Source organism: Pseudoalteromonas sp. SG43-8 (genome assembly GCF_014164245.1).
Taxonomy (GTDB): domain Bacteria; phylum Pseudomonadota; class Gammaproteobacteria; order Enterobacterales; family Alteromonadaceae; genus Pseudoalteromonas; species Pseudoalteromonas distincta.
The window spans coordinates 393,888-413,814 of sequence record NZ_JACJEX010000003.1; the positions used below are offsets into that span (position 1 = coordinate 393,888).

Genomic DNA, 19,927 nt, shown 5'->3' on the forward strand with positions numbered 1-19,927 from the left:
TCTTCCTTTTAAAAGTTAAGTTCTTATTGCCCACAGGCTTAGTTGTAACTCGGGGTAATTTCCTGACAAGTGGATAGCAATACCACCACTTGAATGAAGTTTAGCCCAATGCTCGCCATGTTTATTTAATTCAAAATAATGAAAACCTGCATGGTAAGGAATTTGACGCGGTGCCGTTGGTAAGTTACTGATTGTAATACCTGGGATTTGATTATTTACTAAATCTCGGATTGTCTCAACACTACCAATTTTAATTTGAGAAGGTAATATCTTACGAAGCTCCTCGTGAGGAACACTGGCTTTAATAGCCAATACAAATTGACCTGAGCTAAGTACTGATTTGTCTTTGAGCGCACCAAAAGAAATACCAAACTTGCTTTGCTCTAACTTTATTTCTGTAGCAGTTTGCTCAATTACATGACTTAAAGATTGGTATAAAAAGTTTACTACTTCACTAAATACTGGGCCTAAGTTTTTATGATCATACTTAGGTAATTTAGGCACTCTTTTGTTTACTGTACTAAAAGTAGATAACTCACCAGCAAGCTCTATTAGACGTGTATAAAGAACGCTTGGATGAAGATTATTAACTGATAATAAGTTTTCAAAAACAGCGTCATACTTGTTTAATGTTTGCAGCATAATAAAATCAGCTACAGAGGTACTTCCCGCATAACCTTGGCACAATCTAACAGCAATACTCTCTGAGCGCTGCTTGATCATTGAGCCAATCTCTCTCACTAAACCAAGTAATGGCTTACACTGACCGACTTTTAACGATGCTGGTATATACTTTGGATCGAGCTTAATTTGACCTTCACTGCTAACTTCAACAATGCGTGCAAGTGGCAATAATATATAGCCTGCATGGTCGTCTGATGACAATACTAGCTTACTAAATACCTTAGCTACTTGAATAATTTCTTGAGCTTGTGCACCTAAAGAGTCATCACTTACAGATAAGTCGCTTAGTTTATAACGCGTAACAATATCCTCATCTAAAGATGAAATATTAATACCACTGGCTTTTAGTGCAGGAACCGCTAAATAAATTATTTCATCATAAACATCTTTGCCTACCACTAAAGGCTCAGGCAAATAGGTAGATTGAGGCATATCGATAGGTAGCAAATCAGGAGTAATAGCTGACAATGACTCAATAGCAAATTGGCCTGAGCTTAATAGCTGAGTATCGATACTTATATCAAGTATGCCCCAAGGATCTGCTAAATTCCCATTACAAATTTGCTTAATTAAATGCGAAAAATGCTTATCTGACTGCTGAAAGTGTTGCGGCCTTAAGAACATTCCTTCGGTCCAGGCAACACGAGTGTTATCACTCATTGTACAAATCCTTTTTTACTGCTCTCTCATGTATGTAGCAATTGCTTCAACATTTACATCTATATCGTCATAGCCAGTTGGGTCAACTTCGATTACAGCTCTCCATCGTGCTTGATCGATATTTCTGTACGCGACAACAACACCAACATATCGTGTATTGCGGTTTAAGCTCATTTTATATTCTTGAACAGAGTTTGGCTGTAATTCTAATTCATCTTTTTTTAATAAGTCCGGGCCTAATAGTTTTTCAGGTGTTTCATACAGGCTAAAGAAATCCTGAGTATCAAAAATTGTTCTCGAGCTAAGCTCAAAAATTTTCATTACTACCGGTGAAGGTCTATCTGACGTGTCTGGATTTACATTTTTAGACACATTAATTTTTAGATCCGTAGAAGGAGGCACAAACTTATTAACAGTTGAACAACCCATGGCTAAAAACAGTAAACTGAAACTCATTAAAAAGAGCTTAAATTTGTTCATTATCTACTTTCCTTTCTAGAACGATTCTTTAATTCTATCGTTGTATGCTTTTAAGAAATCATCTGACAACGCCATAGCTCCCTTACTATTTACATCATGAGATAACTCATCATATAAATTTTTGTATAGCTTCCAGCACTTAGCCTCTGTTTGACCAGGGATGATTTTTAATACGTTAGAATTATCATTTATTTGTTGATTTATATGTTGGGGAGAAACTTGCTCTAACATCCCTTTTAATACGCCGTCAGCTCCTGCTAATAAAGCATGTTCATGTCTTCGTGTATCAACAAAGCTTTCTTTGATTGATTCTTGAGACGACAGGAAGCTTGCACTATTTCTGATGAATAAATTCTGAATAACGTCATCAATATCTGCCGAAAACTTAATTGGGTTATTTTGTTGAGTTTGAAACATCGTTTGGTTTAAACGCAATTGGTTTTTTACAAGCGCTCTTTGGCGAAGAGACTCCATCAACTCGGTCAGTAATAGATTTAACCCTTGGCCCATTTCAAACCAAAGTTCTTGTGAGTTTAATGAATTTTGCAACTCAGCTTTGACCCCCAGCCCGTTCAAAAAAGCATCAGTTAAAGCGGTATCTTCGCTAGGCGATGTTGGATTTTTTTGCACTACTGGTTTAGGAGCAGGCTTTACTGCTTGAGGTTTAGTTACAGGCGTATCTAGTACTGGTGTATTAACTGAAGTTTGCTGCTCTACAGCTGGTTTTTGTTGTGGTTTACTTACAACGGGTGCTTGTTGAGTTACAGCTTCTGGGTTCATTAAGTGAGCAAGCTCATCCCAGTTTTCCGGTATTTGGTTAGCTGAATTAAGGTCACTGGCCTGAGTCATAGAAACTGCAGGCATAGACTCATCCATTATTGATTCATTAAAATACTGTTCTGGCTCAGAAAAATGCTCCGTAGGATGCTGATAAGATCTTTCTGGCTCTTTGCTAATACTAGCTGCAGCGCTTAAATTACCATAATCGGTGTCAGGTGTTTTTTCATTAGTAGCTAATTTTACCTCTATCTGAAAATCACCCACAGTGATCGTATCACTATTTGACAAGCGTTGTTTATTGCCTTGACCTAATGGAGCTACACCAAAATTTACAAAAGTACCATTTGTAGATGTATCGTAAACATAAAAAGAGTCGCCCTCTTTAACTATGCGTCCGTGCTTACTAGAAATGATTTTTTCAGGATCAGGAAAATGCCAATCACATGCTTCTGAACGGCCAAATATTAGAGAGTCTTTTACTGTTTTAGTTGCTTCAATTTCTGGAGAGAGTCTATGATAACTAGTGATGTTTAGTATCAGTTCCATTTGATAAGTTAGTCCCATAAATCTACATTCTCATTAGGATAAAGTAGAAGAGAAACTATTGTCAACATTGAAATTAATATATAAAAATATACTCAACCATACAAAAGCTCAAATTTAAATAAATTAAATTAAACAAAACCTATATAAAAAAGCCCTTTCAAAGCTTACAAAAGATATTTTGTATGTTCCCATTTAAAAAATTGCTATTTAATAATTAGCATTACATTTTATTCATTTTAAGCCCCTAGAAGTGTTACAAAACAATGCCTGTAGGCTTACGCTGTTTATAAAAATAAACTGTAAATAAACGATATTTCAATAATTAATATAAAAGCCCTTAATTTTTTAAAGTTTTGTACGAAAGTTCTGCTTTAGAAACATTGCTAAGTTGGCTAATTTTTGTAAAAATACAGCGCTTATCAAAGGGAGAATTGATAAAAATAAAAAACTCACCTTTGCGATTATTTTAATATACACAATAAAAGGATTTATAATGAGCGGTGTCAACAGTTCTAATGATAAAACGCAGATAGCTTCGCTTGACTCAAATCTTCGCACGTCAAAAGCAATAAATAAATTAAACCTTATTGGTAAAAAAGTTTCGGATCGCTACTTAGTTGAAGAACTTATTGGCCAAGGTGGTATGTGTTACATTTACCGAGCCAGAGATTTATTTTTAGAAAGTGCGAGTCGTCCTGAAGTTTTCGTAGCGATTAAAGTATTATTAGAAGAGTTTTCTCATTCTGAAGAAGCTATTTCACTTCTTAAGGATGAAACAACTAAAACACAACAGCTCTCCCATCCAAATATTGTAAAAGTATATTCTGCAGGTTCTGATAACGGTTTACATTACGTAACCATGGAATTAGTAGAAGGCGAAACGCTAGAGCAAATAATTAAACGCAACAAACCCTCTGGAATGGTTTTCAAAAAAGCGAGCGTGATTCTTGATCAACTTGCCGATGCTTTAATTTATGCTCATTCTCGTGGCGTCATTCATAACGATTTAAAGCCATCGAATATAATCTTCGATTCAAATGGTAGCCTCAAGGTACTTGACTTTGGTATTGCTAAACACAAAACCATTGAAGATGCCTATGCAGTTAATAGTGAATCAAGCCTAGGCACTGTAGGAGGTTATACGCCAACCTATGCAAGTCCTGAACAATTAAAAGGTGCTGCAGCATCCGTTAAAGATGATGTTTTTTCTTATGCGTGTATTGCCCTAGAGTTATTAAGTAGCAAACATCCATATAATCGTGTTGCAGCAGACACACTCCCTAAAGATACATCGGCAAAACGTCCTAGTAACTGCCCTTTATGGTTATGGGGCACACTTAATAAAGCAATTTCTTTAGATGCAGCAAAAAGAACTGATTCGTTAAAGCCTGTTTTAGATAAGCTTCAAAGTAACTTTAAACCGGCAATAGCACTTGCAGCCAGTACTGTTGTGTTAGCCCTTTTGGCTGGTCAGTACTATCTATCAAATACAAATAATATAAAGCAGCTTGAAGCAAAATTAGATAATGCAAAAGCAATTAACCAACAAGTAGAAACATGGATGTCTTGGGATGGACCGGAGATTCTAAACAAGCTTGCAGAAATCCCACCTCAATACGAGGTATTAAAACAGGGATTATTAAGATCTAATCAAGCTAATATTCTACAAAGTTTTGATTACAGAGCGAATCAAATCAATACAAGCGCTAACAAGTTTAAAGACTTTGATGAAACAATTAATGTTTATAGTAAAGCCTTGGAGTATTACCCAGATTCAGAAAAGCTATCGGTACAACTCGAAAGCATTTTAAGAGAGCGTCAATCAATAATCTCAGATATTACTTCTCGTATTGATTTGTTACTTGAGCAATCTCGCTATAGTGAACTGGACAATAATAGTATTCCACAATTAATCAATGATTTAAGTGTAGTCGATAGCACCTACGTTTATCGCCCGTCTGAAGTGCATTTTGATAACTATAAACTTGCCTTAGATAAAGCGATTGAAGAAGATGATGTTATCACGCAAAAATCTTTACTTAATGTTGGTAAAGCTATTTTCACCAATAATCAAAAAAATGAACTTGGCTTTGCAGACCTTCTAAAAAGAGAGTCGGCGATAGATGCTTTAACGCTTTACCAAAAGAAAGTAAACCTAGGTGAACCAGCTGATTTTCCTACTGAAGATGCCGTCGTATTTTACGGTCCTAGATTTGATAGATACACACAAAAACTAGAGACGATTGAAGAGTACAGAGATTTATTAGATTTTGAAGAATTAATCAATACCGAGTCTGCAACATTACCTAAAGACTTTTCATTACTCGTTTCTTTAAAACAAGAATTATCTAGACGATATATCACTATGGCAAATACGTTAATGAAAAGAAAGATGTACCGTACAGCAGAGCAACTAGTTGAAAGAAGCGAAGCTATTACTCAGTCTCTTGATAATGTAATGCTTTAAAAAACTATTTATTGCGAGAGCATCACCAAATAACTAAAAATATATTAAACTAACAAACGTTTTGTTTTAACAAACGAAGGTCAAGGACGACGGGTTGAGCGATCATTTTGCATAAACTCCTCCAAGATTTTTCGTAATTATCACTATTTAAATGAGTTTATGGAGTACCTATGAAAAAGATAAGCGCACTAGCGGCATTACTAATACTAAGTGGTTGTTCAACTACATCGTCTGTAGATGAAACGCAGCAACTTGCAAAAGAAGAAGCAGTTCAAGTACAAGAAGAAATTGTCGAAGCTGTAGCACCTATTTCATTAACTGTAATCACTAACCCTAGTGATGCACGCGTACGCATTATGAACATTGCGCCTGTGTACCAAGATGCCATTGAACTTAAAGAAGGTAAGTACGACGTTGAAGTAAGCAAGCCAGGTTACTTAACTTACCGCAAGTGGGTTGTAGTCGATAAAAAGACAATTTTAACAGTAAATTTAGATGAAGTAGCAGCAACTGAAGCGGCTAACTAGTCCAATATCTAAACTTTAATTATGCCTTTAAACATTTCACATGTATTAAAGGCATAATTTTAAACTACACCAAATAATATAATAAACTCCCCACAGCCCCTACATTTATTAAAATATATAACCACAACATCACTATAAAACGTCGCTTTTGCGATTTATGGCGAAGTAATTGTTGAGCAAGTAATGCCCCCGGCCATCCTCCAAATAATGCAAGTAGTTGCAGTGTGCGCTCTGGCGTACGATTTACTTTTTTATGTGAAGAGCGCTTAGCTTGTCGCTTATCCCACGCGTACATTAAAAAAGTGATAGCACTTAATACACTTATATAACCAGGTACATATATTGGTATATAAACAGGTAAGTATTGCAGTAGGTAAGCCAGCCAAATGGCGGCTAAATAAAGTAATGAGAATGTGATTAATATTTTCTTTATCAATTAATTATCGCCTATACTTGGCATTGGTATTACAAAAACAAGAGCCAAATTATGACATATTTTAAAGCGATATTCTTAGTCTTATGCTTATCAACATTTAATAGCTATGCATCCGATACATTCACCAACCTTGATAAAGAACTTGCCGTATTTAAGCCCTATTTAGGAACTTGGCAGGCTGACTTTAAAGTACCTGAAGGTGCTAAAAAAATACAAGATGTTGGCCGTTGGGAGCGTGCTTTAAACGGTAAAGCGATACATACCAAGCACTCTATTAATGAAGGTGAGTATGGCGGCGAGTCGATGATTTTTTACGACAGTAAAAAAGAGTCTTTGGTATTTTACTATTTCACAACCGCAGGATTTTATACAAAAGGCACTATGAAAGTCCTCAGCCCCACTCAATTTGTAGCCTATGAAGATGTAACTGGTAGCCAAGATGGTATTACAAAGGTTAAATCGATGAGTGAACTAAAAGACGATAAATTTGTAGTCTCAACTTCTTATTTAAAAAAGGGTGATTGGACTAAGCCCGAACAACGTATTTATACTCGCAGTACAAAAACGGTTAAGTTTAAATAGCTGTGATTTAAAATACAAAAAAGGCAGCCTAGGCTGCCTTTTGTCATTTATGAAACCGTATTTATTTTGCGAATTTTTTAAATGGCGCGTCTACTGGTGTATCAGCAAGGTGATTAGTGTAGTTGCTCATTACTTTTTGAGACAAGCCTACAATAATTTCAAGTAGTTGCTGCTTAGCGTAACCTGCGGCAAAGAATTTTTCGATTTGCTCATCGCTGATCACGCCACGTTCACGTGTCATTGCAAGCGTTGTTTCACGTAGTGTTTCAAGTTTTGCATCTGCAAGTGGTGTTTTGTTTACTAGTGCATCAACAATACCTTGGTCAACTTTCATTGAAGCGGCAATTGCGCTGTGCGCTGGTACACAGTAATGACACTCGTGCTCAACGTTAATTGTTTGCCATACAACTGTAAGCTCTTCTGCGTTGAATGATGTTTTTTGGAATAAGTCGTGCAGTACTTGGTAACCTTTAAGTAATGTTGGTGCTTCAGCCATTACTGCATGTAAGTTAGGAAGCATACCAAATGCTGCTACTGAATCAGCTAGTAACGGTTTTGCTTCTTCTGGTGCGTTTTCTTGAGTGTATAAAGTAAATTCGGCCATGGTTAGCTCCTAATAATTAATAGTTTTAAGTAACTTCGAGACACATAGTATTTGATTTTGAGCGACTGTTCAAGTTAAAATTGAGCAAATGTTCAAATTGATTGAGAATGATATGGCTAATAAGGTTAAATTTGAACGCGAGAATGTAGTTCGCGTTGCTAGTCAGCTATTTTGGCAAAAAGGTTTTCATGCAACCTCAACGCGTGACTTACAAGAAGCCGTTAATATGCGCCCGGGTAGTATTTACTCTGCGTTTGGCTCTAAAGAAGGTCTATACTGCGAATCGCTGAAAGATTACACCGTACAAATGAAAACCCAAATAGAAGGGTTTTTATCAAGTGCCGATACAGTACTTGGTGGATTACGTGCGTTTGTTGAAAACGTGGTAATTAAAACAAAAGATTGCAGCCCAAGCGCTATTTGTATGCTAGTTAAAGCAAACAGCGAGTTTGCAGAAAAAGACTCAAACCTATACGAGCTAAGCTTAGATTTAACAGCTCAATTTGAAGCTTATTTAACGCAATTATTTAACCAAGCAATAAACAAAGGTGAGTTAAGTAACACGTTGACCGCTGTTGAATATGCGCGCTTTTTTCAAGTGCAATTTACAGGTTTACGCGGTTATTTTAATCGTCCTAATGTAGAGCAATTTGCTGAGCCAATGATCAACCAAATGTTTATGTTGATTAAAAAGTTATAAATAGCAGTTATCGAGCGTTCTCAACAAGTTATACTTATTTTACTAAATAAAAATGGCCAGTATTAACTGGCCATTTTTTGTGCTTAAAGCTTAATTTGTAAGTTACGTTTTAAGCTTGTTAAGTTCATTATCTTGCTGGGCAACTAGTGCATTAAGCGCTTCGCTGCTATCCCCTGCTTGTGTAGATAAGTCAGCAAGTTGCGATGCGGCATCAGATATAAGCGTTAAATTACGGTTTATTTCTTCAGTTACTAAACTTTGCTCTTCAGCAGCGGTGGCAATATGTGTAATTTGATTGGTTATTTCATCAACTTTAACAACAACACTGTGCAGAGCATCAAAAGCTACTGATGTTTCATCAACGGCATTTTGTGCACGTACTACGCCTTTTTCAATAACGGTCGATGCGTTACCTACTTCAGATAATAAACTATCAATTAGCTGGCTTATGTCATCTGTTGATGAACGCGTTTTAGAAGCGAGTGCACGTACTTCATCGGCAACAACGGCAAAGCCGCGCCCATGTTCACCAGCGCGCGCAGCTTCAATTGCAGCGTTAAGTGCAAGTAGATTTGTTTGTTCTGAAATAGTACGAATTACATCTAATATTTGCGTAATGTCTTTACTACGCGAAGCTACTTTTTCAACGGCTTGGTTAGCTTCTTTAATTTCTTCAGACATCGTTTTAACTTGCGTCATCGCAGATGATAAGCTCGACTCACTGCTTACTACCAAGCTATTTATTTCATCCGCTTGCTGCGCTGACTGCTCTGATGCTCTGGCTACTTCGAGTGCTGTTGCGCTCATTTCGTTCATAGCCGTTACCACACTTTCAATTTCTTGAAATTGAGATTGCACATTATGCTTAGTATCAATAGCTATGTGTTGTGCTATTTCGCCTTGCTGCTTGGTTTGATCTGACACCGTTTTAAGCTCAGAAATTAAATCACGTAGCTTTGCTAAAAATCTATTAAACCCACCAGCTAATGCAATAAGCTCTGCGTGACTATCAACATGCAATGTATGTGTTAAATCACCTTCAGAACTTGCGAGGTTATCAACCCGCTGTTGAATTTGTTGTAGCGGCGCTATTACACCTGCTATTACTAATTTCATAATAACAAAAGCAACCACAGCAATTACTAAGCCTGTTATTAAAATAATAAATCTGAGTGATGTTGCTGTCTCTTGCATGTTTTTTTCTAGCGCTTCAGGCCCTGCAAGTGCTAGATCTGTAGGTACTTCTATGATTAATGACCACTGAGTGTTAGCTAGTTTTATATTAATTGGGTAGTTAACTAAATACTCGCTAGGCGTTTTAAAGAGGCCATGTTGGCCTTTAAATTTAACCAGCTCACTGTAAGTGTTGCTACTAACCGCTTCTTTAAATGGGCGGCCTAATTTAGATTTATAGTGACTGCTGCCTACAATTAAACCTATATCACTTAAAAGTGTTACTTTTGCTTGGCCGTTGTAAAGCTCGCTCGACAGCTTTTCGGTTAAGCCCTGAAAAGTTGGGAGCGTTAAATCAACGCCAGCTAAACCAATAAACTGACCTGACTTTAAAATAGGCACAGTTAACGAAGTTAGTATTACTGAGTCGCCCGATGGGATTTCGTATAAATACGGTTCCATAATACAAGGCTTAAGCGTGTCTTTTGCACACAAATACCAATGCGCTTCACGAATACCAAATTCATTTAAAGAGGTAATATATTTATCGGCAGCATTAGCTACTTTTTGCTGTTCAATTACGCCGTTTTGGTCGCGAGTTATATACACCTCTAAGGTGCCATTACCATTAACTGAATGTTTGTAACCTTGTTTAAAGCTCGAATCTTGCCCATCAAAAGCATTAGGCTCAAATTGCGAATATATAGAAGAAAGCAGAGTATTTTGCTCTAGCATCGAGCGGTTTATACTTACTACCGTATCGCGGCTCAGGGTTTCGCTTTTTGCTGCGTCACCTAATAAAGCAGCCAATGAATAAGGAATGCGGTAAGCTTCATTAATAAAGCCGGCAATTTTTTCTCCGTATCCAGCTGCATGAGCATTAAGCTTTTCTTCTACTTCTACAGTAATGTACTCTTCAGATTTAGTCGCTAACTGCTTATTACTTGATGATAACTGCCACCACAAAATGCCTGATAACACTAGTACAGTTATAAATATACTACCGACACTAAGCCAGAGTAACTTTATTGCTAACGATATTTCTCGCATTCATTACACCCTTTAAATTAAAACTACTGATACAGTTTAGTAGATCTAACCAACGAAGCTATGAATATCGTTAAACAAATTGAATTTAATACAATACGTTGGGTTTTTTAAAGTTTAGCTAACCGTGCTGTTGTAATTGCGGCTAAAACTAATAAACACACACTTACCCATAAACACGCACTAAGCCCATATACTTGAAAAACCCAACCAGAAAGCACCGTACCAAGCAAACGCCCTATCGCATTGGCCATATAATAAAAGCCAACGTCTAGTGACACTCCATCGTTTTTAGCAAAACTTACTATTAAGTAACTATGCAGCGATGAATTTACAGCAAATACTCCACCAAAAATAAGTAAGCCTATTACAAGCGTAAAATGTACCGCTATATCCAATTGCATCAACAACGCTAAAATGCCAGTTACGCCACTTAATAAAGCAACCCACCAATATGCTTTTTTGACCGAATGTGAAGTTGAATCACCTTGCCCAGTTATTCGCGGTGCTTGCGATTGCACCAATCCATAAGCAATTACCCACGAAGCCATAAAACCGCTGACCCACCAATGATCCCAGTTAAACTGAGCGGCTAAGTAAACAGGTAGTGCAACTACAAACCATACATCGCGCGCTGCAAACAAGCATAAACGCGCTGCGCTAAGTAAGTTAATTGCCCGCGATTTAGAAAATAATTCTTTAAACTTAGGTTTGTTTTTAGCTTTACCAATATCGCCTTTTAAAAAAATTAAACTAATAACCCACGCAACACTAAGTAAAATAATTAGACTTATTAATGCCCCCACAAAACCAAATACAGTTAGTAATAAGCCGCCTAAAAAAAAGCCCACCCCTTTTAAAGCATTTTTAGAGCCCGTAAGTATGGCAATCCATTTATATAATTGGCTTTGCCCTGCATCGTCTTGTGGTACTAAATACTTAATGGCGCTCTTTGCACTCATTTTATTTAAGTCTTTTGCTATGCCACTCAGTGCTTGCGCTGCCATAACATAGGCAACGGTTAGCCAATCCCCTGGCACGCAAAGCACGGCTAAAGCGACAAGTTGTAGCCCAAGCCCTACATTCATGGTTTTGTTCAACCCTAAATGTGCGCCAAGCCAACCACCTACTAAATTGGTGATCACCCCAAATATTTCATAAAACAAAAACAACATGGCTATCGCAAATGCGCCATAACCTAACTGATGAAAATACAGCACCACCAACATGCGTAGCGCGCCATCAGTTAAAGTAAATGCCCAATAGTTACTAGTAATTATTAAATATTGTTTTATAGAGCTCGGTAAGTTAGCCAACTGCGCAAACATAGCGTTAAACCTTTTTAAACGAGATTAAACCAAATCACTTTGTGCAACTTTAAGCATCAACTCAGCGGTGCGGTTTGCATAACCCCACTCGTTATCATACCAAGCGTATAATTTAAGCTGAGTGTTGTTAATTACCATGGTTGAAAGGGCGTCTATGGTGCAACTGCGCGGATCTGTTTTGTAATCTATAGATACAAGCGGCTTTTCTTCGTAGCCTAAAATATTTTTTAGCTCGTTATTTGCAGCATTTTTAAACCACGTGTTTACTTCATCTTGTGTAACACCTCGTTCAAGCTCAAAAACACAATCGGTAATAGATGCGTTAGTAAGAGGTACGCGCACGGCATGGCCGTTTAATTTACCTTTTAGCTCAGGGAAAATATGCGTAATAGCCGTTGCACTACCGGTTGTAGTAGGTATTAAACTTGTGCCGCACGAACGTGCCCGGCGTAAATCTTTATGAGGGGCATCAATAATTGTTTGAGTATTAGTAATGTCGTGAATCGTGGTCATTGAGCCGTGCTTAATGCCCACTTTTTCTTGCAGCACTTTTACAATGGGCGCTAAACAGTTAGTAGTACAAGACGCAGCAGTAACAATTTTATGCTCACTTGGGTTATAAAGATCATCGTTTACACCCATTACTACATTTAAAATACCGTCTTCTTTTACAGGTGCGGTTACCACAACACGCTTAACACCTTGCGCTAAATATTGATTTAACAGCTCGGTGGTTTTCATTTTACCGCTGGCTTCTATTACTACATCGCAATCTGACCAATCAGTTTCGTTTATGGTTTTGTTGTTAGTAACTGCAATCTTGTGTTTACCCACACTAAAGCTATTATCATCACTAGAAACCTGTTGTGCTAAGCGCCCATGTACTGAGTCAAACTCAATTAAATGTGCGTGGGTTTTAGCATCACCCGCTACATCATTTACTTTAATAAACTCTATTTCTGGCCAATCAACTGCTGCACGCAGAGTTAAACGTCCCATACGGCCAAAACCGTTAATACCTACTTTAATAGTCATAATTAAATACCTTTAATAAGTTAGTTACAGCAGCTAGTAATACGTTCAGGGCGATTACCCATAACATTTAAGCGCGTTAAATCGTTTTCATAAAATGAAGAGTTAGCAGTAAGCGTTTGCGTTAATACATTTTTAGCCCACTCTGGTAGGGCTTTATTAATACTGTAATAAACCCATTGATTTTGTTTACGGTCGCTCAACAGTCCGCATTGTCTTAACTGTGCTAAATGGCGAGACACTTTAGGCTGGCTTAGCTCAAGTGCAGCAACCAGTTCGCATACACATAGCTCTTCTTGGTCGCTAATGAGCAGCATTGCTTTTAAACGCGTATCGTCCGCTAGGCATTTATAAAATTGAAGTGGGTTGAATTGTTCCATATTGTCCTCGCAGTTTTATTGCACATACAATAAAACAAAAACAGAATATATGGAATAGTGAATATATGATTTTTTGTATGTTTATTTAACGGCTTTTTTTATTAAACTCCACGCACAAAAAAGCCCAGTGGCAAAACCACTGGGCTATTACAGTATTAGTTAACTTAGCAATTAATTAAATAACTGAAAGCTCTACTTCAATATTGCCACGTGTTGCGTTTGAATATGGACATACTTGGTGCGCTTTATCTACAAGCTCCTGCGCTGCAGCTTTATCCATATCACCTAGTGACACAGCAAGTTTTACTGCAATACCAAAACCGCCTTCAATAGCACCAATAGACACTTGTGAATTAATATGTGTGTCGCTTGGTAAATCTATTTTTTCGCTACCTGCTACAAATTTTAGTGCGCCAATAAAACAAGCAGCATAACCTGCGGCAAATAATTGCTCAGGGTTAGTGCCTTGACCGTCGTCTCCGCCTAAACCTTTAGGTGTTGATAGCTTTACATCTAAACGACCATCATCAGATTTAGCTACGCCTTCGCGGCCGCCAGTTGCAGTTGCTTTTGCTGTGTAAGCTACGTTTTGTAATACATTCATAATGAACTCCAAAGTTTAGTAATTAATTTAGTTTGTGTGCAAAATAATAGAACAAGTAATTAGAGATTGCAAATACTTTGCATGCAAATTAAAATGCCATGTATCGAAATAAAGGATAACGTTATGTCGTTTGAGCAATTAAAGTTAAAAAATCAGTTATGTCATCGGTTATATATGGCATCTAACAGCATTGCGCGTGCGTATCGCGAGCCTTTAAACGAGCTAAATTTAACTTACCCGCAATACGTAGTAATGATGGCGCTGTGGGAGCAAGACGAAATAACAATTGCAGAGCTAATAGATAAAACCGCGATAGATGGCGGCGCTATGACCCAAATACTTAAAAAAATGAGCGACAAATCATTACTGGCTGTTATTAAAGATGAGCACGACAAACGCAAACGCCTAGTGCAGCTAACTCAGCATGGCCAATCGCTTAAGTTAAAAGCAGCCGATATTCCTAAAAATATTTTATGTAAATTTGATAGTGTAAATGCAACACAAGCGAAGCAGTTGATGCAGTTGCTCGATTTAGTAGTAAACGACTTAGCCGATTAGGCTCTTAATTTTTAAACAATAAACGTGTTTTAAAAGGTTTTAAAAATGACTCATATTAAAAAATTACTATTAGCAGCGGCGTGTAGCACGGCACTTTTAGGTAGCAGCACCGTAACTGCTAACACCGCTGGCCAAAATGCTGATTTAAAAACAGTAGCCACATTTGATGCGCAGCACCCACCGGGCAACATTGCTATTACCCCATCGGGCAGAAAGTTTTTATCTGTGCATGGCTTTTTTGGCCAAAAGCAAAAAATTATGGAGCTTTTAAGCGATGGTACAACTAAGCCCTACCCTAATGAAGAGTGGGCATACGCGTACAACAACGGTAAAGGTTTTTACGACGTGCTTGGCATAAACGTATCAAGCGATGGTGTATTATGGATGCTTGACACTTCAGGGCCCGATCACGCTGGGCGCTTAGTAGGTTGGGATACAAACAAAGAGCAACTGCACAAAATTATTTATCTGGCTAAACCGACCATTACCGACACCTCGTTTTTAAACGATTTAGTCATCGATAATAAACATGGCGTTGTATACATTGCCGACACAGCACAAGGCAGCCAAGCCGCTATTATTACGGTAAACCTTAAAACAGGTGTAACACGCAGAGTGTTGCAAAATAGCCATTACACCACCGCCGAAAATATCGATATGGTTATTGATGGGCGCACAATGAGCCTTGGCGGACAACCTGCCCGCTTAGGTGTTAACCCTATTACGCTTGACCCTAACGAAGACTGGCTTTACTTTGGCTCTATGTCGGGCACGTCGGTTTACCGCATTGCCACCAGCGATATAAATAACGAGAGCCTTTCGGGTAAAGCACTTGAAGACAAAGTTACGCGTTACGGCACTAAGCCAATTTCAGATGGTATTATTGTTGATGGCGGCGGTAACGTATATGTAACCGACATAACTAATGGCGCAATTGGCGTAGTTAAACCCACTGGCAACTACGAAGTATTATTTAAAGACGAACGTTTGAGTTGGCCTGATGGTTTTAGTTACGGAGCCGATCATAAAATATACTTTACCGTTGGCGATTTACATAATTCGCCTGTACTTAATAATGGCAAAAATCAAAGCCACGGTAAGTTTAAAGTAATGTCGTTCGAGCCTTTAGTAAAAGGAAAAGTAGGCCGCTAATTTACTTTTTAAGTGACTACATTTTTTAAAAAGCCTTGCACATTTAAGTGACCCAATAGTTGCAGGGCTTTTTGTTAAAAACACACCACACTGGTGCATATTTTAAAAATACTTCACCTCTTTGGTGCTAATGCTTTAGTACGTATTTACACTTAAATACTAAACACCTGATTTCTATTCATAAAATATTCAAGTTAATGTTGGCATACTTCTTCCATAAACTGATGTGTTCAGTGAAAATACCAAGGAAAAACCATGTTCAACTTATACCATACCCTTTACCTTTTATGGCGTTTAGACATTAGCGTTTGGCAAGTTAATGATCCAACAAATACCCGCACTACCGCTGATAAAGAACGCGCCTATGTTAAGTAACATCGTATTGTGTAAAGGCTTGGCATAAAGCTTAAATGTAAAAACCTACTTTAGGCTAAGCTTTTGCACACTATGAAATTTATGTGTACATTTTAATTAAACTTCAAATTAATCGTTCAATATTAAAACAACCCCCTTGTAATAAACTCCACATTTAAAAACATCGAAAAATTAGTAAAAACACTGCGTTTATAACTTTGCAAGCAGCCCTATTGCGTTGTATTGTTGCACACTATTGAAAATTTTTAGTTGGAACGTGTATGCACGCTTTGGAAGTTAATTTTGATGGCTTAGTTGGCCCTACTCACAACTACGCTGGTTTATCGTATGGTAATGTTGCCTCGTTAAATAACGCAGCAAGCTTTTCAAATCCTCAAGAGGCTGTGCTTCAAGGCCTTGAAAAAATGAAAGCCATGCACGACAAAGGCCTAACTCAAGGTGTATTTGCCCCTCATGCGCGCCCCGACTTAAACGTACTGCGCCGCTTAGGCTTTACCGGTAACGATGCACAAGTAATTCATAAAGCATTTAAAGCAGATCCTATTTTATTACGCGCGTGTTATTCAGCGTCTGCAATGTGGACAGCCAATGCCGCTACGGTATCGCCATCCCCTGATACAACCGACGGCAAAGTACATTTTACTTCAGCTAATTTAAATAATAAGTTTCATCGTTCATTAGAGCCTGCAACCACTACACGCTTATTAAAAGCGATGTTTAACAACGACAAATACTTTGCGCATCATACCCATTTACCCGACCAAGGCTTTTTTGGCGACGAAGGTGCAGCAAACCATACTCGTTTTTGTGACAGCCACGGCGAGCAAGGCCTTGAAATGTTTGTATTTGGTGCCAGCGCGTTTAACAGCCAATTACCAAAACCAGCTAAATTTCCTGCAAGGCAAACACTAGAAGCCTCAGAAGCAATTTGTCGCTTACATAACTTAAAAGATTCAAGCCAAATCTTACTACAGCAAAATCCAGACGTAATAGATCAAGGTGTGTTTCATAACGATGTAATTGCAGTAGGTAACGCCAACGTATTACTGTGCCACCAGCAAGCATTTTTAAACCAAGCTTTGGCACTGCAAGATATTCGCGAAGCGTATGTGGGCAATAAAGAATTTTACATTATTGAAGTACCTACCGATAAAGTAAGCATTACCGACGCTGTAAGTAGTTACTTATTTAATAGCCAGCTAGTGAGCCTTGAAGATGGTTCAATGCTGTTAGTGGCACCACAAGAGTGTAAACGCAACAGCGCAGTTAACGCCTACATTGAAGAAATGATTATGGCTGATAACCCAGTAAACCAAGTACAGTTTTTTGATTTACGCCAAAGTATGCAAAATGGCGGCGGCCCAGCTTGCTTGCGTTTACGTGTAGCCCTTAACGAGCAAGAACTTGCTGCAGTAAACCCAGAGGTTATTTTAACTGATACTAAATACACACAACTGTGTGATTGGGCAAAACGTAACTACCGCGATAAATTAGGCGCAAGTGACTTTGCAGACTCAGCTCTACTCACCGAAAGCTACCAAGCACTTGATGAGCTAACGCAGCTACTAAATTTAGGCTCAGTGTACGACTTTCAATTAGAAGGTTAATACCTCAGCCTACACAAAGGCTAATACAAAAATAGCGAGCCAAGGCTCGCTATTTTTATTTGTGTTTATGTTAATACATACTTAAGCATCTTTGTTAACAGTTATTGCCGACGCCATAGACTCAGATATATGCAGCGTACGCTGCGGAAACGGAATACTCAGCCCTGCGCCTTCAATAGCTTCTTTAACACGTTTATTTAAATCCCACACAGTTTGCCAATAATCACCATTAACAGCCCACGCACGTAATTGAATGTTCACTGCGCTTTCGCCTATTGATGTCACCATTACTTTAGGTGCAGGCTCTGCGAGTAACCGGCTCTCTGATGCCGCTAATTCTTTGAGTACATTTAAGCCAACGTCAATAGAGTCGGCATACGAAATCCCCACCACTATGTCCATTCGTCTTTTGCCATTACGGGTAAAGTTTTTAATATTGCCACCCCACACTTTGCCGTTAGGCGATGCTATATAAAGACCGTCGGTGGTTTTAAAAATAGTGGTAAATAGGTTTATTTCACTCACAGTACCAAGCGTGCCACTGGCATCAACAAAATCACCTATTTTAAAAGGTCTGAGTATTAGCAGCATAATACCCGCAGCAATATTGCTCAGCGTATTTTTAAGGGCTAAACCAATCGCTAAACCAGCAGCACCCATTAGCGCAATTAAGCTTGCCGTATTAACGCCAAAAATATCTAAAATAAATAGCCCACCAATTATATAAACTAAATAACCAGCAATACTCGATAAAAGAGGAAGCAGCGTACTATCCACTTTTTTTAATGGCGATTTAGAGTTTTTAATCGCTTTTTTAACCGAGCGTGCAATTAGGGCACTCGCAATTAAAATCACCAACGCTAAAATCACTTTGTAACCTAAAGTGATGATTGTTTCTGAATGGCTTTGCCAAAACGCTAAAAGTTTATCTTTCATGTTTGTTCCGATAAATATTGCTGAAACTCAGCAAAATAATGGTTAAATCTAATAAAACCGACTTCAAAAGAAGTGGCGCGAGTATATAGTAAAAAACGATTAAATCGATGAAATTAAAAACGTTTAAAACAGCACGTTAAAGTTATAACTTCTCATATTTTTAATTCAATTTAGGTTAAGGATTAAATACATACACTTAACAAATCAAATAAGAGGAAACAACCATGAACTTTAAATCAACAATATTAAGTAGCGCTATTATTTTTGCCTTAGCAGGCTGCGGCTCATCAAATGACGATGCTGAAACAACCCCACCGCAAACAAGTGATAAAACCACTTTTAGCTTAGGAATTTCCGACGCTCCAGTCACTGGTTTAAAACAGGTTAACGTTGTATTTGATTCAATAACAATTAAAGCTCAAGAAGGTGAAGAAGTTAGCTTTGAAACTCGCTCTAAAAACGATGCCACCTTAGCGCAAATGGTCAACTTACTAGACTATACGGGCGACGATATTTTTCAATTACTTGACGATCAAGAAGTACCTGCAGGTGATTATTCGTGGATCCGCGCACAAGTAATAAACGGCGACACAAACAACCTTAGCTTAACATCTCACGTAGTTTATGAAGACGGCAGCATTGCACCGCTTATCGTAAAAAGAAAAGGTAATGATGGTGTGGGTGAAATACAGCTAGATGGCTTTACACTCAATCAAACCGACAACGAGTTTGTATTAGAGTTTGATTTAAAAAAATCGTTAGTTGATCCACAAAATAATAACGAAGTCTTTTTAAAACCTCGCGGTGTGCGTTTACAAAACCTTTCTGAATCACAAGATATTGAAGGCACTGTAAGCCAAACACTTATAAACAATTGCGAGACTGACAACATTGCTCTTGCTGCTGATGATTCATCATTTGGCCATGCTGTTTACCTTTACTCTGCGCAGGCACAAACCCCAACAGATATTCATGAAATAGATGACCAAACGCCTGATAACGCTCCGTTAGCTACTGCCAATGTTGTATTTGATGCAGACGATAATGAATACGAATTTGAACTCGCATTCATAACACCAGGCGACTATCAACTTGCTTATACGTGTAGCGCACACATAGACGATGCAGAGCAAATAGATGCTGATTTTAATATTTATCAACTAAAACAAATTAGCCTAACGCAAGCTGACGATTTATCAGTCAATTTTGACATAGCGCAATAACTGCATGGCGCACATTGAGCTGCGCCTTTATTCATTTGTTAATAAG

19 protein-coding genes are annotated in these 19,927 nt (G+C 38.0%); 8 read left to right on the top strand and 11 right to left on the bottom strand.

Going from position 1 to position 19,927, the window contains the following annotated elements; translation table 11 throughout:
• Positions 1–15: 15 nt before the first annotated feature.
• From tssK to tagH, 3 genes are read right to left on the bottom strand one after another with little or no spacing between them, the layout of a single operon-like run.
• Positions 16–1,344: a type VI secretion system baseplate subunit TssK gene (tssK, locus tag H5122_RS09335; RefSeq protein WP_182671925.1), complete on the bottom strand. Its 1,329-nt coding sequence runs from the start codon at positions 1,342–1,344 to the stop codon at positions 16–18.
• A 15-nt stretch (positions 1,345–1,359) separates the two neighbouring features.
• Positions 1,360–1,824 carry a type VI secretion system lipoprotein TssJ gene (tssJ, locus tag H5122_RS09340; RefSeq protein WP_182671924.1) on the bottom strand — a complete coding sequence of 155 codons (465 nt, stop codon included), beginning with the start codon at positions 1,822–1,824 and terminating at the stop codon, positions 1,360–1,362.
• A 15-nt stretch (positions 1,825–1,839) separates the two neighbouring features.
• Positions 1,840–3,150, bottom strand: a complete 1,311-nt coding sequence (gene tagH, locus H5122_RS09345; protein WP_182671923.1) for a type VI secretion system-associated FHA domain protein TagH — start codon at positions 3,148–3,150, stop codon at positions 1,840–1,842.
• 493 nt (positions 3,151–3,643) lie between these two features.
• On the opposite strand from tagH, the gene H5122_RS09350 reads away from it, so the two are divergent.
• Complete coding sequence (locus tag H5122_RS09350) at positions 3,644–5,617, top strand: serine/threonine-protein kinase (protein ID WP_182674924.1); 1,974 nt, start codon at positions 3,644–3,646, stop codon at positions 5,615–5,617.
• Between the two features lie 170 nt (positions 5,618–5,787).
• The gene (locus H5122_RS09355) at positions 5,788–6,144 is read left to right on the top strand and encodes a PEGA domain-containing protein (protein ID WP_024595403.1); all 357 of its coding nucleotides are present in this window, start codon (positions 5,788–5,790) and stop codon (positions 6,142–6,144) included.
• Positions 6,145–6,208: 64 nt separating this feature from the next.
• Here the strand turns inward: H5122_RS09355 and H5122_RS09360 are convergent, their stop codons facing one another.
• Entirely contained in the window at positions 6,209–6,580 is a 372-nt protein-coding gene (locus tag H5122_RS09360) for a DUF1294 domain-containing protein (protein WP_182681458.1), read from the bottom strand.
• A 51-nt stretch (positions 6,581–6,631) separates the two neighbouring features.
• On the opposite strand from H5122_RS09360, the gene H5122_RS09365 reads away from it, so the two are divergent.
• The gene (locus H5122_RS09365) at positions 6,632–7,162 is read left to right on the top strand and encodes a hypothetical protein (protein ID WP_182681457.1); all 531 of its coding nucleotides are present in this window, start codon (positions 6,632–6,634) and stop codon (positions 7,160–7,162) included.
• Between the two features lie 61 nt (positions 7,163–7,223).
• On the opposite strand, the gene H5122_RS09370 is transcribed toward H5122_RS09365, so the two are convergent.
• Complete coding sequence (locus tag H5122_RS09370; RefSeq protein ID WP_182681456.1) at positions 7,224–7,766, bottom strand: carboxymuconolactone decarboxylase family protein; 543 nt, start codon at positions 7,764–7,766, stop codon at positions 7,224–7,226.
• A gap of 112 nt (positions 7,767–7,878) precedes the next feature.
• On the opposite strand from H5122_RS09370, the gene H5122_RS09375 reads away from it, so the two are divergent.
• Positions 7,879–8,466, top strand: coding sequence for a TetR/AcrR family transcriptional regulator (locus tag H5122_RS09375; protein ID WP_004334521.1), 588 nt, complete (start codon positions 7,879–7,881; stop codon positions 8,464–8,466).
• 102 nt (positions 8,467–8,568) lie between these two features.
• Here the strand turns inward: H5122_RS09375 and H5122_RS09380 are convergent, their stop codons facing one another.
• From H5122_RS09380 to H5122_RS09400, 5 genes are all read right to left on the bottom strand, one after another.
• Positions 8,569–10,689: a methyl-accepting chemotaxis protein gene (locus tag H5122_RS09380; RefSeq protein WP_182681455.1), complete on the bottom strand. Its 2,121-nt coding sequence runs from the start codon at positions 10,687–10,689 to the stop codon at positions 8,569–8,571.
• 107 nt (positions 10,690–10,796) lie between these two features.
• Positions 10,797–12,014 carry an organoarsenical effux MFS transporter ArsJ gene (arsJ, locus tag H5122_RS09385; protein ID WP_182681454.1) on the bottom strand — a complete coding sequence of 406 codons (1,218 nt, stop codon included), beginning with the start codon at positions 12,012–12,014 and terminating at the stop codon, positions 10,797–10,799.
• Between the two features lie 24 nt (positions 12,015–12,038).
• Positions 12,039–13,049, bottom strand: coding sequence for an ArsJ-associated glyceraldehyde-3-phosphate dehydrogenase (locus H5122_RS09390; RefSeq protein ID WP_182681453.1), 1,011 nt, complete (start codon positions 13,047–13,049; stop codon positions 12,039–12,041).
• Between the two features lie 20 nt (positions 13,050–13,069).
• Positions 13,070–13,426, bottom strand: a complete 357-nt coding sequence (locus H5122_RS09395) for a metalloregulator ArsR/SmtB family transcription factor (protein ID WP_182681452.1) — start codon at positions 13,424–13,426, stop codon at positions 13,070–13,072.
• A gap of 175 nt (positions 13,427–13,601) precedes the next feature.
• Positions 13,602–14,030 (bottom strand): organic hydroperoxide resistance protein, encoded by a 429-nt coding sequence (locus H5122_RS09400; protein ID WP_039486563.1) that lies wholly within the window; start codon positions 14,028–14,030, stop codon positions 13,602–13,604.
• 123 nt (positions 14,031–14,153) lie between these two features.
• On the opposite strand from H5122_RS09400, the gene H5122_RS09405 reads away from it, so the two are divergent.
• From H5122_RS09405 to astB, 3 genes are all read left to right on the top strand, one after another.
• Positions 14,154–14,588, top strand: a complete 435-nt coding sequence (locus H5122_RS09405) for a MarR family winged helix-turn-helix transcriptional regulator (RefSeq protein WP_182681451.1) — start codon at positions 14,154–14,156, stop codon at positions 14,586–14,588.
• A 45-nt stretch (positions 14,589–14,633) separates the two neighbouring features.
• Positions 14,634–15,740, top strand: a complete 1,107-nt coding sequence (locus H5122_RS09410; protein ID WP_182681450.1) for an L-dopachrome tautomerase-related protein — start codon at positions 14,634–14,636, stop codon at positions 15,738–15,740.
• Positions 15,741–16,375: 635 nt separating this feature from the next.
• Positions 16,376–17,722, top strand: coding sequence for an N-succinylarginine dihydrolase (gene astB / locus H5122_RS09415; protein WP_004334492.1), 1,347 nt, complete (start codon positions 16,376–16,378; stop codon positions 17,720–17,722).
• A gap of 81 nt (positions 17,723–17,803) precedes the next feature.
• Here astB and H5122_RS09420 read toward each other — a convergent pair whose 3' ends face one another.
• Positions 17,804–18,658, bottom strand: a complete 855-nt coding sequence (locus tag H5122_RS09420; protein ID WP_182671916.1) for a mechanosensitive ion channel family protein — start codon at positions 18,656–18,658, stop codon at positions 17,804–17,806.
• A gap of 224 nt (positions 18,659–18,882) precedes the next feature.
• Between H5122_RS09420 and H5122_RS09425 the strand changes: the two genes are divergently transcribed.
• Positions 18,883–19,881, top strand: coding sequence for a DUF4382 domain-containing protein (locus tag H5122_RS09425; protein WP_182681449.1), 999 nt, complete (start codon positions 18,883–18,885; stop codon positions 19,879–19,881).
• Positions 19,882–19,927: the final 46 nt, after the last annotated feature.